Origin of the sequence: Halomonas sp. XH26, assembly GCF_024138895.1 — a bacterium.
Lineage (GTDB): Bacteria > Pseudomonadota > Gammaproteobacteria > Pseudomonadales > Halomonadaceae > Vreelandella > Vreelandella alkaliphila.
Genome location: NZ_CP071889.1, coordinates 739,919 through 754,956 on the forward strand (window position 1 = coordinate 739,919; position 15,038 = coordinate 754,956).

The 15,038-nt window shown below is 53.9% G+C and carries 16 protein-coding genes and 1 pseudogene; 12 read left to right on the forward strand and 5 right to left on the reverse strand.

All coding sequences use genetic code 11. The features are described 5' to 3' along the window. Positions 1-8 precede the first annotated feature (8 nt). The 3 genes from J4377_RS03445 to J4377_RS03455 form a co-directional block, all read right to left on the reverse strand. On the reverse strand, positions 9-842 hold the full coding sequence (locus tag J4377_RS03445; protein WP_038481537.1) for an ABC transporter permease: 834 nt from the start codon (positions 840-842) through the stop codon (positions 9-11). Further along, positions 839-1,816, reverse strand: a complete 978-nt coding sequence (locus J4377_RS03450; protein ID WP_198348613.1) for an ABC transporter permease — start codon at positions 1,814-1,816, stop codon at positions 839-841. Before J4377_RS03450 ends, J4377_RS03445 begins: the two co-directional genes overlap by 4 nt. Positions 1,817-1,892: 76 nt before the next feature. Further along, positions 1,893-3,449, reverse strand: a complete 1,557-nt coding sequence (locus tag J4377_RS03455) for an ABC transporter substrate-binding protein (RefSeq protein ID WP_253486777.1) — start codon at positions 3,447-3,449, stop codon at positions 1,893-1,895. Positions 3,450-3,697: 248 nt separating this feature from the next. Here J4377_RS03455 and J4377_RS03460 point away from each other — a divergent pair, with 248 nt between their 5' ends. From J4377_RS03460 to J4377_RS03515, 12 genes and pseudogenes are all read left to right on the forward strand, one after another. After that, the gene (locus J4377_RS03460; protein WP_038481546.1) at positions 3,698-4,372 is read left to right on the forward strand and encodes a GntR family transcriptional regulator; all 675 of its coding nucleotides are present in this window, start codon (positions 3,698-3,700) and stop codon (positions 4,370-4,372) included. Positions 4,373-4,553: 181 nt separating this feature from the next. Then, complete coding sequence (locus J4377_RS03465; RefSeq protein ID WP_253486779.1) at positions 4,554-8,219, forward strand: ATP-binding protein; 3,666 nt, start codon at positions 4,554-4,556, stop codon at positions 8,217-8,219. After that, entirely contained in the window at positions 8,216-8,845 is a 630-nt protein-coding gene (locus tag J4377_RS03470; protein WP_038481552.1) for a hypothetical protein, read from the forward strand. The genes J4377_RS03465 and J4377_RS03470 overlap by 4 nt, the downstream gene beginning before the upstream one ends. Continuing rightward, positions 8,842-10,071: a hypothetical protein gene (locus J4377_RS03475; RefSeq protein ID WP_253486787.1), complete on the forward strand. Its 1,230-nt coding sequence runs from the start codon at positions 8,842-8,844 to the stop codon at positions 10,069-10,071. Before J4377_RS03470 ends, J4377_RS03475 begins: the two co-directional genes overlap by 4 nt. Beyond that, positions 10,068-10,934 carry a hypothetical protein gene (locus J4377_RS03480; protein WP_253486789.1) on the forward strand — a complete coding sequence of 289 codons (867 nt, stop codon included), beginning with the start codon at positions 10,068-10,070 and terminating at the stop codon, positions 10,932-10,934. Before J4377_RS03475 ends, J4377_RS03480 begins: the two co-directional genes overlap by 4 nt. A gap of 289 nt (positions 10,935-11,223) precedes the next feature. Then, a complete protein-coding gene (locus J4377_RS03485; protein WP_253486791.1) occupies positions 11,224-11,685 on the forward strand; it encodes a hypothetical protein in 462 nt (153 codons plus the stop codon). A gap of 78 nt (positions 11,686-11,763) precedes the next feature. Further along, complete coding sequence (locus J4377_RS03490) at positions 11,764-12,036, forward strand: CopG family ribbon-helix-helix protein (RefSeq protein WP_253486800.1); 273 nt, start codon at positions 11,764-11,766, stop codon at positions 12,034-12,036. Continuing rightward, entirely contained in the window at positions 12,033-12,314 is a 282-nt protein-coding gene (locus tag J4377_RS03495) for a type II toxin-antitoxin system RelE/ParE family toxin (protein ID WP_095602676.1), read from the forward strand. Before J4377_RS03490 ends, J4377_RS03495 begins: the two co-directional genes overlap by 4 nt. 152 nt (positions 12,315-12,466) lie before the next feature. Then, positions 12,467-12,650: pseudogene (locus tag J4377_RS03500) on the forward strand (type II toxin-antitoxin system YoeB family toxin). Between the two features lie 109 nt (positions 12,651-12,759). Continuing rightward, positions 12,760-13,038, forward strand: coding sequence for a type II toxin-antitoxin system RelE/ParE family toxin (locus J4377_RS03505; protein ID WP_253486802.1), 279 nt, complete (start codon positions 12,760-12,762; stop codon positions 13,036-13,038). Beyond that, positions 13,038-13,331, forward strand: a complete 294-nt coding sequence (locus J4377_RS03510; RefSeq protein WP_009722157.1) for a HigA family addiction module antitoxin — start codon at positions 13,038-13,040, stop codon at positions 13,329-13,331. Before J4377_RS03505 ends, J4377_RS03510 begins: the two co-directional genes overlap by 1 nt. 116 nt (positions 13,332-13,447) lie before the next feature. After that, positions 13,448-14,410 carry a ribonuclease Z gene (locus J4377_RS03515; protein ID WP_253486804.1) on the forward strand — a complete coding sequence of 321 codons (963 nt, stop codon included), beginning with the start codon at positions 13,448-13,450 and terminating at the stop codon, positions 14,408-14,410. Between the two features lie 16 nt (positions 14,411-14,426). Here the strand turns inward: J4377_RS03515 and J4377_RS03520 are convergent, their stop codons facing one another. Together J4377_RS03520 and J4377_RS03525 are read right to left on the reverse strand one after the other, a co-directional pair. Further along, the gene (locus tag J4377_RS03520) at positions 14,427-14,681 is read right to left on the reverse strand and encodes a Txe/YoeB family addiction module toxin (RefSeq protein ID WP_193061540.1); all 255 of its coding nucleotides are present in this window, start codon (positions 14,679-14,681) and stop codon (positions 14,427-14,429) included. After that, on the reverse strand, positions 14,678-14,929 hold the full coding sequence (locus tag J4377_RS03525; protein WP_198348603.1) for a type II toxin-antitoxin system Phd/YefM family antitoxin: 252 nt from the start codon (positions 14,927-14,929) through the stop codon (positions 14,678-14,680). The genes J4377_RS03520 and J4377_RS03525 overlap by 4 nt, the downstream gene beginning before the upstream one ends. Between the last annotated feature and the right edge of the window lie 109 nt (positions 14,930-15,038).

The window sequence follows — 15,038 nt, forward strand, 5'->3', positions numbered from 1 at the left end:
AAGGGCTCCTAGCGCTCGCGGGAAAGTTTGGGGTTAAGTGCATCGTCTAGCCCTTCACCGACTAAGTTCAACGCCAGAACGGTGAGTAGAATCGCCACACCAGGGAAAAAGCTTAGCCACCAGGCTTGGCGAATAACCGTACGTGCCGCGCCAATCATGTAGCCCCAAGACATCACGTTAGGATCGCCCAAGCCTAAAAACGACAGCGCCGATTCCAGCAAGATAGCGGTAGCGACCATTAATGAGGCCAGCACAATAATCGGCGACAGCGTGTTAGGCAGAATCTGACGCAAGATAATGGTGCTGTTGGTTTGGCCGACTAAGCGAGCCGCTTCAACGTATTCACGGTGCCGCAACGACATAAACTCTGCCCTTACCAAACGGGCAACTGGGGGCCAACTGACCAGTGCAATCGCCAGCACAATGGAGGTGATGCTGGGTTGCATAATCGCTACCAGCACTATTGCCAGGGCAAAGTTGGGGATGGTTTGAAAGAACTCAGTAAAGCGCATAAGTACGTCGTCAATCAGGCCCCCGTAGTACCCCGCAATCGCCCCCAGTGGCACGCCAATCAGCAGGGCAACGCTAGTGGATACCAAACCAATCAGCAGCGATACCCAGGCACCATGCATTAACCCAGCGGCCACGTTGCGTCCCATGGTATCGGTGCCGAGCAGAAAGCCATCCTGGGAAAGCGGCGGTAAAAAGGGCCGCTGAACCATGCGCCAGGGAGATTCAGGAAATAGCAGCGGCGCCAGAATCGCCATGACGATAATGAGCAGCAGAATAATCAGCCCTATCAGGGCGCCACGGTTTTGCGCAAAGCGTGCGAAAAAGCTCATGAGGCCCCCTTGATGCGCGGATCAGCCAAGCGGTAAACCAAGTCGGTAAGAATATTGAAGACAATTACTAAAGCCGCCGAGAAGAAGAAAATACCCAGCAGCAGGTTGTAGTCACGCTGTTGTAGCGCTTCAAACATCAGCCGTCCGATACCCGGCCAAGCAAACACGGTTTCTGTCAAAATAGCGCCGCCAACCATCTGCCCTGCCTGTAAGCCTGCCAGAGTGATAATCGGCAGTAAGGCATTGCGAAGAATGTGTCGGCGCTGAATGACGCTAGGCTTTAACCCTTTCGCACGGGCGGTTTTAACGAAGTCCTGCTGGGCTGCATCGAGCATCGAAGTACGCGTCATGCGGGTATAAATCGCCATAAAAAATAGCGCCAGCGTAGTGGCAGGCAGTATTAAATGCGTAGCGACATCGAGCACAAGCGCAAAGCCAGTGTGCCCCGCGCCAACGGTGTAAAGACCGTAAGCGGGCAGCCAGCCGAGGTAGACGGAAAACACCACTACCGACATCAGCGCTACCCAAAACAGCGGCGTGGCATAAAACACCAGGGCTAGCGCCATAATCAGTGAACCAGAGGGCTTTTTAACCCGCGCCGCCGCCATGGAGCCAGCCACAATGCCGAGTACCAGCGAGAGCACAAACGCCGTGCCGGTTAGCAGCAGCGTGGCGGGCAAACGATCCATAATCAGATCAAAGACGGGCACACCAAGCCGATAGGAGTAGCCAAAGTCGAGCATGGCGATACCCGACACGTAGCGCCACAGCTGCACGTACATCGGCTGATCGAGTCCAAACCGCTCGCGCAGCTGGTTAAGAAACTCCTGATCCGCGGCACCCGCTTCGCCAGCCAGAATCGCGGCCGGGTCACCGGGGGCTAACTGAATCAGCAGGAAGTTAAAAATAACGATTAAAAACAGCACAATCACGGCTTTAAACAGCCGCATCAGAATGAGGCGCGCGTAAACCATAAGTCGTTTCCTGGCTAATACCTTCAAGACATAGCTAAAAAACCCAGGTAGCTCTCGCTACCTGGGTGGCTTGGGTTTAGCGATCTAGCCAAGCATCTTTAAAGCCGTCGTTGACACCCACACCGGAAGTGACGAGGTTCTGCACATCACAGCGGAACAGGGTCGGGAAGCCCAGTTCCATCAGCCAGCCAACGGGCACATCTTCGTGCAGGATTTCCTGAACTTCACTGTAAAGCGCTTCGCGCTCTTCGTCGGGGAAAGCCGTAGCGGCCTCGTTGAATAGCTCGTCGACACGCTCGTTTTCGTAGCCTTCGACGTTATTCCAGGGCGAGCCTTTGGCAATATTGTCGGAAAGGTAGGTGCGTGAAATACCCAGCGCCGGGTCGCCGTACTGGTATAGGTAGGTAAAGGCGAGATCGTAATCCCAGTCGCCGAGACGCTGGTTCCAGCCGCCCACGTCGGTGGCTTGGGTGCTTACGTTAATACCCACTTCACGCAGATTCTGTTGTACGGCTTCAGCCCAACGGGTCCACGTTTCGCCGTAAGGAAGCGGCAGGATAGTAATCTCTTCGCCGTTGTAATCCATTTCTGCCAACAGCTCACGAGCGCGCTCTGGGTTGTGATCGTAGGGTTCTAAACCGTCATGTTGGAAGCGCGCGTTGGAGCCAAAGGCGGAGAGCGGCACATTGCCTAAGCCATTCCACAGCACATCTTTGGCAAACTCACGATCCATGGCATACATCACCGCTTGGCGGAATCGTTTGTCGGCGGTGGGGCCTTCACGGTTGTTCATCCACAGCATGGCGAAGGGACTGAAATATTCGTGGCCTTCTTCTGTCATACAGACGTTATCCATAGCGGATAAACGCGGGATATCGAAGTTCTCAACGGTGCCGCTTGGCAGTACATCGATGGTGCCATTCTCAAAGGCAACTGCACGGGAGCCACCGTCTGGGATGATGTGCCAGTTGACGCCATCCAGATAGGGGAGCCCGTCTTCGTAGTAGTCATCGTTTTTAACCAGCTCGATAACGGTGCCGCGTTCCCAGTTAGCAAACTTGAAAGGGCCTGTGCCAATCGGGTGATCGTTGTGTTCGTTGTTGCGGAAGTCGGTGTCCGCATACAGGTGTTCAGGCACCATGGTGAAGGTGCCTGCCTCAAAGGAGATCAGGAACGGGCCGAAGGGGTCGGTTAAGGTAAATACCACCGTGTAGTCATCCGTTGCCTCGATGCTTTCCACATGCTGTAAAACGGCCCGCGCACTGGGGTTCAGTTCGCGGTGGAAAACATCGGCAGAAAATACCACGTCGTCAGCGTTGAAGGGCTCGCCGTCGTGCCAGGTAACATCTTCCCTTAGGTGAAAAGTATAGGTGCGGCCATCGTCGCTGACGTCCCATGATTCAGCCAACTGCGGCATGGGTTCCAGATCCGTGGTGTAGCGCAGCAACCCTTCATAGATATTGCCTGCCACGGTGCGTGTAGGCGCGTTTTGCACCATTCCCAGCACTAAGCCTGGCGGTTCTGGTTGAATAATAGTGTTAACCGTACCACCTTGTTTCGGGTCGTCTGCCAGGGCGGCCGACGAAAAAGCGAGTGCTGCAGCGGAAATTGCCAAAGCCAAAGGTGTTCTCATTTTGTTTCTGCTCCTCGGTTACTAGGCCAAAGCCTGTCACGTAATGGATTTACGTTATTGTTAGGCGAGCGAGGCGTGATACAAAACAGCCCAGTTGTTGTTATGGATTGTGGTTATAGATCGTTATATGAGGCCTTTTTGAACATAGCATTGGTTTGTAAAACTGTCGACAGTCGTCAATCGGCCGTCGACAGAATGTTTTTTTGCGTCATACTAAAAGTACGTAATACCTAATAAGAGTAAACTCTATGGCCTCTTCCCCAGTGGCTCCTGGCGGCTTTATTCAACAGCAAAACCTTGTTGAACAGGTGGCCGACTATTTGACGCAAGCGATTATCCAGCAACACTTTTTGCCCGGTGAGCGGCTTTCAGAAGTGCAGCTTTCTCGAGATTTAGGCGTCAGCCGCGCGCCGGTTCGCGAAGCTGCTCGCTTACTGGAAAGTCGTGGGCTTTTAATCTCAAAACCAAGACGCGGCTTTTTTGTTAGGGCGTTGAATGCCGTTGAATTAGAGGATGTCTTCGATTTGCGACTATGTCTTGAACGCCATGCTATCCAGCGCTTATCGGAGCGCTACAGCAGCGACGCTGAGCGCGCGCTAAAACAGCAGGTAGAGGTTTTATGCGAAGCGACCGCCAGCAATGATGGAACACGCCGAATTGAAGAAGACCTGCAGTTTCACCGCTTGATGATTCATTACGCGGGCAATGAGCGGTTGCTGCGGGCATTTGATGGCTTAACTCACGAACTTCGTCTGTGCATTACGCTGATTACCAAAACCCACGAAGCCCCCGATACCATTGCCACCAGCCACTTTAAGCTGCTAGATGCATTGGGTAGCGGCAGTTCCGAGGCTTGCCGTGAGGCCATTGATTACCATATAGGCGTTGCTAGGGATTTTGTGGTGAGCAGCGTGGGAGAGTGACTAAGAGAAGAGAGGGACTAAGAGGGGGCATGAAAGAGTGAGAGGTAAAAAATAGAGTTAGCAGTCGATCTAAATGTGCATTGTCATTAGATAAATCAATAGTTCACACCTGAACAGATGTCGCCTTGCTCTAGGTCTGGCAAGATAGCGTTTTCGGACGTTTGACGATCAAGGACACGGCATGGCGCATTTGCTACGCATCGTTATGATTCACGGCCACTTGTCAGGGGTGGTTGAGCTCAATGTGGATGGCCACACCAATATTTGCGGCACCAACGCGTCAGGCAAAACCACGCTTCAGCGGTTAGTGCCGGTGTTTTACGGCGAGCTGCCCAATAAGGTGGTGCCGAAAACCCGCATGAAGTTTGATGCCTTCTATTTGCCCACTCGTCAAAGCTATCTCGTTTACGAATATCGCCGCGAAGCAGGCAATGTTTGCCAAGTAGTGCTGACGCGCAAGCAAGAAGGCGGCGTGGAGTACCGTTTTGTCGGTGCCCCTTATCGGCCAGAAGACTATCTGATCGAAACTGAAAAAGGCCCCTTGGCACTGGAGTACCCACAGTGGTCTAGCGGATTGCGCCGCAGCGGGATTCCTGTCTCTTCTAAGTTGGGAGCTACCTCCGAGTTCCGCTCGGTGATCCAAAACGACTTTACCCAGCTGCACGGTAATAGTCGCGATGGCCTAAAGCTGCGCCAAATCGCGGCGCAGTTTAGCCTGGTTAACCCTGAACGGCGTATCCGTCATATCGAAAAACTGGTCTCTGCTGTGCATGCGAAAGAGGGCAAGATGGATACCCTCAAAACCATGCTGGCGGCAATTTTCGAAGAGGATGGAGTCGAGCTGCCGGTCACCCGTATTCGCAGTGCCAAAGCGCGGGAGTGGATTGCCCAGATGCGTCAGTCCATGCGCCTGGAGCCGCTGCAAGCCTCGCTGACTAAGCTTGGTGGCATCGATCGCGAATTGGCCCAGTTAGAGACCACGCTTTGGCAGTTGAAACCCCAGCTAAGCGCCGATCATCAACAGGCAGAACAGCGCATTGCGGACCTAGATGGTGAGTTAAACCGCCACCAGCGCGAATTCCAACAGCGTGAAAATGCCTACACTCAGCAGCGTGATGAGCTGAACGACCGCCACAGTGAAGTCGCGAGCGACTTGCAGCACACTCAACGCCGCCTGAATGATCTGCAAACCCAGTTTGAGCACTACGCTGATGCCGACATGACCGGTCTTGAGCGAGACATCAACGCCTTACCCCAGTGGCGTGAACAGCGTGATCAGCTTCAGCTGCACCTGCAAGTTATGCAAGATGCGGTAAAAGAGAGTCAGGCGCGCTTAGATGGTCGGTTGCGCGAGCTTTCTGAAGCACTTGCCCGGCAAACCCAAGAAAACCAGGAATTGATAGATGCCCTGGTCGAGGAAAAAGCGCAACGCCGAGAGCAGCAGTGGCAAGCCGAACAGCAGCATAACGAGCGCTATCAGCAAGAGCGCCAGCGGCTAGAGGGGGAGTATCAAGCGCAGTTAGAGCTGGGTGTTGAGCAGCTTGCCGAACTAAAAGCGCAGCTGGCGATGCCCACCCAAACTGCTGAAGAAGCCCAGGAAGCCGAGCTTGCCCAAGCGCGTTTAGACCAAACACAGCAGGAACGCAGCGCCGCCGCTGCAACCTTGGAAGCACTGCGCCGCGAGCTTGAAAGCCACAAACGTGAACGCGATGCCGCCGAGCAGCAGCTGGTGCAGTGTCGCCAGCAGCGTGAGCGGGCCGAACAACACTGCTATGCGCTCTATCAACAGCGTGACCCCGAACAGGGCAGCCTGCGTCACTTCTTGCGCTACCATCGCCCCGGCTGGGAGCAGCAACTCGGCAAGGTTATTGCGCCAGAGCTGCTTGAGCGCCGAGACCTCGCCCCGCAGCTTGCTGAAGGCGCTAGCGACGACCTGTTCGGGTTAGCGCTGGACCTAAGCGCCATTGCACTGCCGGGTTACGCCCAAGACGAAGCCAGTTTGCTGGCGGCGATTGAAGAGGCGGATGGCGCTAAACAGCGCGCCCAAGCCGAGTGTGCCGCTGCCGAAAAAGCCCTAAAGCAGCACAACGAACGGGTGCAACAGGCCGACGAGGCCCAAGATCAGGCGCGTATGGGGTATCAGCGTGCCGAACAGGAAGTGGAGTATGCCCTTGAGGCTCGCCGCCAGCAGCAAGAGCGCCATACCAAGCGCCAGCAGGCACGTCGAGCGGAGCACCAAGCGGCGTTGGCTCGCCAGGAGCAGGCCCAGGCCGAACTGCGTGAAGAGAAACGCCAGTCGCTTGCCGAACTAGCCGAGACCCATCAGGGCCAACTGCTGGAGTTAAAAGCCGATGCGCAAAACCAGCTGGATAGCCTGGATGCGCAGCTACGCCAGTACAAGCAGCAGCTCAACGATGCCAACGCGGAACATCAGCGCCAGCGCAATGAGCTGGAAGCCGCCTTCAGCCAGGAGCTTGCCGAGCAGGGCGTGGACCCCGCGCAACTTCAGGAAACGAAAAAACGCATAGAGCAACAGAGTGACCGCATTCGTAAGATCGCCGCTCGCCAGGAAGAACTCACCGAGTACCAACGCTTTATGCGCGTGGAGTGGAGCCAGCACAAGCCCCAGCTGGTGGCCCAGGAAGCGGAGTTTGTTCAGCTTGACCAGCAGTTGAAACGTGAAAAAGCGCACCTCAAAAATGACTTCCATGCCGCACGTGAAGCGCATCAAGCAGCGGTTAATGAACTAAAAATTCAGCGCGCAAATGCCCACGGCAGCGTAGAAGCCCTTAAGCCGCTGCTGACCCAGTTAGAAAGTTTGGACATCGTTGCAGAGGGGGCGCCCTTAGCGGATGCCGTAGGTGACATGGAGGAGCGCATTGAGCGTGCTCGCCAAGCGTTAACCAGCCGCCATCAGCAGCTTGAGCAGTTGCGCCGGGGCTGCCTGGAGGTAGAAAGCCAACTGATTAAAGATGCCAGCAGCGGCTTTGCCGATGCACTGCAAAGTGAACGCGAGAAGTTGCCAAACGACAGCCCTCGACTGGTGTTGCCGCTGCTGCGCGACATGCTAAAACTATTGGAAGATCAACAGCAGCAACTGATTCAGGAAGGGCGCAATTTAAGCGATGACCTGGATAAATTCTTTATTGTCTTCCGTGATCTAAACCGCCGTATCAGTGCGCAAAGTCGTCGGCTTTCCGACGAAGTCGCGGATGACCTGCGCTTAGAAGGCATCAGCAAAGCGGAAGTGCGCATTCAATCGACGATTGATGAACTGGGCTTCTGGGAGCCTTTAAAGCTGTTTGCCCAGCGCTACAAAGCGTGGCGGGAATCTGGCCAGATGCTGCCCAGTGACGATTACCTTAATGCGCTGGCCGATGTGGTCGATTTGCTGCGCAGTGACCAGCAGTACAGCTTTGAAAGCCTGCTGCGCCTTGAGCTGCACCTAAACGAAGGCGGCACTGACCTGGTGATCAAAAATGACCGCCAGTTGTTAGAGTCTTCCAGCCATGGCATGGCCTACCTTATTTTGTGTAAGTTTCTGCTGGCGTTTACGCGGCTGCTACGGGGGGATGCGCAAATTGCTATCCATTGGCCGATTGATGAAATTGGCACGCTGGCCTATCACAATGTCGAAAAGTTGTTCGACGCTTGTGACAGCAACCGTATCCACATTGTCGGTGCCTTCCCCAACCCGGAATCGGATGTGCTGCTGCTGTTTGCTAATCGCTACCTGATTGAGCGGGACCCTAACCAGCCCAACCAGCGCCTGCTAAAACGTATTGAGCCGCGCCTTAGCCCGCTTGCACAGCGGATTAAGGAGCGTCAGCAAGAGGTGACCGCATGATCGAACACGGCCCGCTACTGGAACGCTTGCTGGCTGGCGAGTTTGTCTGCGCCGTCAGTGATGACAACGCCTTCCGCCACCTGGCAAATGAAGAGACCCGCGACGCGATTGATGACTACCTGCGCCCGCTCAACCGCAGGCTGGCGAGCAATGATGAAGGTAGTGTCTACTTTTTAGCTTGGCGACAGCTTAATGAAGCTGCTCGGGAGCAGCTATCGCGCCAGCTGAGTGACACGGTCAACAGTCTGTTACCACTGCTGGAATGGCTGCAGCTGGTTCAAGAGGCGCTAGGCCGCGACACCTTGGCGGCCCCAGGCGATGTGCTCAAGCCCGCTGAGTTCAGCGCTAAGTGCGAAGACAACCAAAGTCTGCGTGAGCGTTTGGAACGGCTAGCCACAGACAGCTTCTTTGGTTCCCAGAGCGACCAGTTGGATGCCCAAGTAAAGCAGTTATTTAAACGCTTGAAAGAGCATGGTTACTTGCTTCAGCCCCACACTGAGCGTCAGGTGTTTGTGGTCACCGGTAAAATTGATTACCTAATCGAGGTGGTGCGCTTTATCCGCGATGAGGAAAACTTGCCCATCGATGCGGAGCGGGAAGAGGGTGCCCAGGAGGCGCTGCTGTGAGCGAACTGGAAAGTCGCCTGCTCAAAACCGGCGCTGAACGGCTGGCGCTGTTGGGCAAGCATGCCGAACGGCTGATGCAGGGCTACACTCGTGATGACGTGCCGCTAGACGGACTCAACGACAGTGCGCTGCGCAAGCTGTTGGCCGCTCGGGTGTTATGGCGGCCAGATGAACAGAGCGGCGTAAAGCTCTCTCCTAAAGTGCGCGAACTGATCGCTGAAATGCTGGCCGATGAAACCCGCCGCCATGTAAATGCCGATGTTGCGGAAACCCTTGAGCTGGTGCGTTCGTTGGTGCACAGCTACCGTGAAGCCCGCAGCCGAGGTGAGCATTGGCGACAGGAGCAGCAACTGCTGCGCCTGCGTCAGGAAGTTGACGATCTAAACGGCCGCTTTGCCGATGCTATTGATAGCCTTTGGCAACGGCTCAATAGCGATTTCGGCTTTGTGAGCCAGTTGAGCGATAAGATCCGCGAGAACGACCGCGCCCAGAAGCAGATTGTTAGGTTGTTGGATGGCCTGGCACTGATCGACTTCGACGAGCTAATTGTGTTAGTAGGCAGCGATGGCAGCCTGCGCAAGCTACTCATCAGCCAGCTGCAGCAGCGCTTAAGCCACCATTACACCAGTCTGCGGGAAGTGCAGCGGCGGTTAATTGAGCTAATGGCACGCTTTCGCAAACAGCAGGCACGCAGCCGCCTGATCAGCGGCATGGTCGCGTTTATGCGCGAACACCCAGGCTTTGTGCCGAGTAATTACGCCAAACGCAGCGATGTACCAGCGTTGTTCAACCATGCTGCGCCGTTAAATGCCGCCGCTGCGCCAGCGTTAGATCGCGCGCTGGAAAGCCGCGTGCTGGCAGAACTGTTGCATGAATTGCCAACCCCACGCCATGCCACGCAAACCGTTGAGTCGGCAGTGCCTGCGCTCACGCCGGAAGATAACCTTGCCGCTGCACGCCAGCAGGCGCTTAAACAAGATGTGGAACGCTTTTATCTTGCGGTGTTAGATCAGCCCCCCGCCGAGCCGGTTAGCGCGCTTGCTTATCTGTATGACAGCCAGCTCGATTGGCCCGATGAAATTTGGCTGTTTCAGGTTATCTCCGAATACCAGGGCTTGCCGCGTAGCGAGCAGCAGGCGTTTCGCCTACACCAAGACGAATCACCGGCCAGCCCATTTAACGATCTGCGCCTGATTCATGACGTTGCACTGGCGGTGGCAGTATGACGTTATCAGGCCGCGCCCGTGCCGGGCTTAACAGTGTTGTTCGAGAGCTTAACCGCCAGCCCGTGGTAGAAAAATCCCGTGGCAAGTGGGTCGAAGATGTAGTGGCATGGTGCCATCAGCAAGATATTGATCTAACCATGCGGATTTCCAACCAAGCGCTGCGCTTTGACGCCACTCTCATGGCGCAAATCAACAGCATGTTGGAGAGTGACCGTTTGGCACCGCTAGGACGCTCGTTAAGTGGTTTAAGTAGTGCCGCTCAAGCAGCAGAAGGCGTTGAGGAGGATAAAAGCCGCCGCGAAGGCCCACGTGCAAAACGCGTGCTGATCAACTTGCCGCCACAACCCTCTGCATGGCTTGCGCCAGAGCCGCGCAGCATACGCGATGTTGATGTAAGCGGCTTGAAGCTGGCGGTGTTTGGCGCGCTCGTTCAGGTGGAAAACCTGGATAGCTTCTACGCGTTTTCACCCGAGATAACAGCGCTTAGCGGCTACGCCAACCCGCTGGTCGTTTACCGTGGCGACAGCCACTACGGTGGCGGCTTTGCCGAACTGACAAAAGCATGGCGCAAAACCAATCGACCACACCTCTACGCCGGTGACTTCGACGCCAAAGGCGTGACCTTAGCCCTAGACAGCGGCGCCACGCATTTACTGCTACCTGACATCGAATGGCTCACCCAGCACGTCACGCCCCTACACCAACCCGCTGAACAGCTGCCTTTCCAACGCCGCCTACGCCAACGGAACGTTACGCTGCCCAGCCACCACCCCCTACGCCCGTACTTAGCCCTGCTGGAAAAGCAGCGCGGGCTAAAACAGCAATGGTTCGGAGGGGAGCTGGTGTGTATATCACTCAGTTAAAAACTGCCTTAGGGCTGCCACTCAACCCCGCTATTTTACGCTTTCCCTTACTTGGCCGTTAACGAGTTCGCAAATACGCGACGTTTGGATAGTTTGCCAACATTGGCTTTTCCCTAAAGGGAATTAATGGGGTAGATTCAGGTGAGGGCGACAACAACCATTTTTAAGCAAAGCGTATCGCGTAGGCGAGCTTTTTTATAAATTTCAATGTATGGCAGGTAGATGGTTTGGCTGCTGGTTGTTAGGAAAATACGCATGCGCATTAATAAACTGTTAGACGAGTAGGTATATGTCACTCATCATTTCCGCTTTTGCACTCCTAATATCGTTGGGAAGCTTCTGGGTCAGCTTTGACTCAGCCCGACTGGCCAGGAGAACTGCTGCTGCAGAGAAAAGGACGCATGTCAGGACTATTCTTTCCGGCGTTCTTTTTGAGGTGCGTGAGCTTCACCAAGTTGTAGCAATAGCCATCAATTACGAAGGTGAAGAGTACCGATTCCCTGATGGTTTAGACAAAATAGAGCAGGAGTTGGCGCGGTATGCGGCAGTTATCCCTGGCAGGCTAAAGTGGCTGAGCGATGATAGCCCCGATGACCCGGTAAAGCTTGAGGAGTATCGGTCTCATGCCCTAGAGCTAGAATCTCGAATGACGAAGGTCCGGCCTATGATTCAGGAATTAAAAGTTGAAGTCATACCGGGCAAGTCGTCTAACAAATCGCTCAATTCGTCGCCGCAAAACGGTGCGAATTAGCGCAGCGTTAAGTTTTTTGCTCCATCCTCGCAGACTATGATGTAATACGTTGTAGTCGCCAAATTTGAGGGTATCGTCATGAGCGTCACCACAGTCCGCCTTCAAGCAGACGTTGAACAACACCTGGAAGCAATCGCTAGCAGGTTACACCGGAGCAAAGGCTGGGTGATCAACCAGGCATTGTCGGAATACATAGCAAAGCAGCACCTTGAGCAAGAGCGGTGGAAACAAACGTTAGAGGCAATGGAGTCTGCTGCCCAAGGCAAGGTTGTTGATGCCAGCGAGGTTCACAGCTGGCTTAATAGCTGGGGAACCGAAAACGAGCAGGATGCGCCAGGGTCAGGTAAGTGAAACTGGTTTACACGGCCGAAGCCATTGACGATTTGAAACGCCTCCGAGAGTTCATTGCGGATCACAACCCGTCTGCGGCGGCCAGGATTGCCGCCGAGCTTGTTGGCAAAATCGAATTACTTCCAGGCTTCCCCAATATGGGCGCACCGGTTGAAATGGCACCGGTGCCTGACTCTGTTCGAGATATGGTTTTCGGAAAATACGTCGTTCGATATTCAGTCCATGCCACTGCCATCATTGTTCTCCGGGTATGGCATGGTCTTGAAGGTGAACGGTAGTCATTAAACCAGGCGTGGCACTCGGATGCCTTTGTATCTGCTTTGTTGCGTAAAAACTATCGGCGCTCTGCGCTCATCGGCGAATTCTGAGCATTTGAATCGCTCAATTGAACAATTCAAAGCAGGTAAGGTAACCCGCAGAGACTTGATGGATGAGTCGCCGATTACTGTCATGGACTGACGAATCCTGGAGCGATTCCCTTCACTGGCAAACCAGCGCCGTTAAAGGAAAACTTAGCTGGTTTTTGGTCGCGACGTATAGATGATACGAATCGATTCGTCTACGCAGTTGATGATAATGCGATTACGATTATTTTGTGTCGTTATCACTATTAGATTAGCGCTACTCCAAATCCCGAAAGGGTAAGTTGTTGGCTCAGGCTCGGGTAACTCAAATAATATAAATCTGCTTGTTGCGTGGTGCGCAACAAGCTATGATGTGTTTATGATTAAATCATTCCGCCACAAGGGGCTCAAGCGCTTCTACGCTAGTGGTAGCACCGCTGGTATACAGACGGATCATGCCAAGAAATTGCGTATGCAGCTTGCCGCTCTGGACACGGCCGTGACAGTAGAAGATATGGATATCCCTGGTTTTAGGCTCCAGCCGTTGAAGGGGAGAGACAAAACGCGGTGGTCAATTTGGATCAACGGAAATTGGCGCATGACGTTCGAATTTCGAGATGGCAATGCGTACATTCTTGATTATGAGGATTATCACTAATGACGATGCATAATCCGCCGCATCCTGGCGAATTTATTCGGGAAGTGTACCTAGAACCTTTTGGTATCAGCTCCCGCCAGCTTGCTTCCAACTTGGGCGTTTCACCATCCACCTTGTCACGGTTGCTCAAAGGGGATAGTGGCATTAGCCCCGAAATGTCTTTGCGCTTGTCGAAGGTTCTCGGACGTACCCCGGAGAGCTGGCTATCAATGCAGGACATGTATGACCTATGGATGGCTCGCAGCACAATTAATTTGGACGACCTGCAGCCATTGGACTTTGAGGCCGCTTAACGATTGCTACTGTTGTCGTTGGCATCCTGTCGTAAAAAGCTGAGCAACCAAACTTATTGGAAATCTGTATGCCGCCAGACTAGGTCAGGTTTCTAAAGAGAAAGCACGGACGCGATATGAACCTACTCTTCCTCGGCACCTCCGCCGGTGTACCCACCAAAACAAGAAATGTCACCGGGATCGCTTTGCGTGAAAGCAAAGGGAAGGGCTGGTATCTGGTTGATTGTGGTGAGGGCACTCAGCATCAGGTCTTGCATACCAAGCTATCGTTCCATTCATTGAAAGCCATCTTGATCACCCATGTGCACGGTGACCACTGCTACGGGCTGCCGGGCATTCTGGCGAGTGCGGCTATGGGGGGCCGGAAAACGCCGCTGACCATTGTGGCGCCCGCAAGTATCAAAAGTTGGTTGGAGGCAACCTGCGAGGTTACGCAGCTATGCTTACCTTTTGCCTTGGAGTTTATCGCCTCAGACGACCTGCCAAGCGTTGAGTTTGAGAACATCGCGGTTGAGACATTCAGCCTTTCACATCGGGTGGCGTCTTATGCCTATGCGTTTACGGAGCGAAAGGTTGATGCTGCCCTGGACGTGGATAAGCTAGCGCAAAAGGGGATTCCAAGAGGGCCGTTGTGGGGGCAGTTGAAGCAAGGGATTGATATTGAGTTTGCAGGTGAGCCGTTAAGAAGCCAGGACTACCTAATCTTCAAGAACACGCCTAGGAAAGTAGTGATCGCTGGGGATAATGATCAGCCTGACTTATTGAGCGAGGCGTGTGCAGAGGCGCAGGTGCTGGTACATGAGGCCACCTATACCGAAGAGATGGCTGAGAAGGCTGGCGATGTGGGGCATAGCTACGCCAAGCTTGTTGCTGCTTTTGCCGAATCGATAAAGCTACCTAATTTGGTGCTGACGCACTTCAGCCCTCGTTATCAGTTTAGCCCCAATGCGTCGCCGTCCATTGAGGATATCCGCAAAGAAGCTGAGGGTGCCTATTCAGGCTCGCTTTTCTTGGCGCGGGATTTTGGCGAATACACCTTGGAAAAAACGGGTTACTTTTCTGAGGTGGTGGGCGAGTAGTTTTTCCGCGCGTGTATCAGTAGTGATACCGAAGCTGGGCGATCAGCAACGCATCGTCAGTCACCTTGTAAATCATTCGGTGCTCTTCGTTGATGCGTCGAGACCAGTAACCGGCCAAGCCGTGTTTAAGAGGCTCTGGTTTACCAACGCCGCCAAAGGGTTCTCGTTGGGTTTCTTTGATTAGCTTATTGATACGGCTGAGCACTTTTTTGTCCGTTTTCTGCCAGTATAAGTAATCTTCCCAGGCATGCTCAGCGAAGATGAGTTTCATTCCAAAAGCTCCTGCTCTTGGCCGCCACCTTGCTCTAGCTCGGCAATCGACTCAAGCAAGCGTTGAGCATTCTTGGGGACGCGCAGCAGATAGGCGGTCTCTTGCAACGCTTCATAATCCTCTAAAGAGATCATGACCACAGACTGTGCCTTGTTACGGGTAATAATCATGGGCGCGTGATCTTCGCAGACCTGTTGCATTGTTTTCGCTAGATTGGTTCTAGCCGCGGTGTAGCTAATGGCATCCATAGGTAATTCCTGCTCATGATGTTGTTCATGTACAGGATAGTGTACGCCTTTGGTTTTGACAATCGGCTGCGTTTTGAAGATGCCACTTGTTTGACGTTGAAGCCGCTTA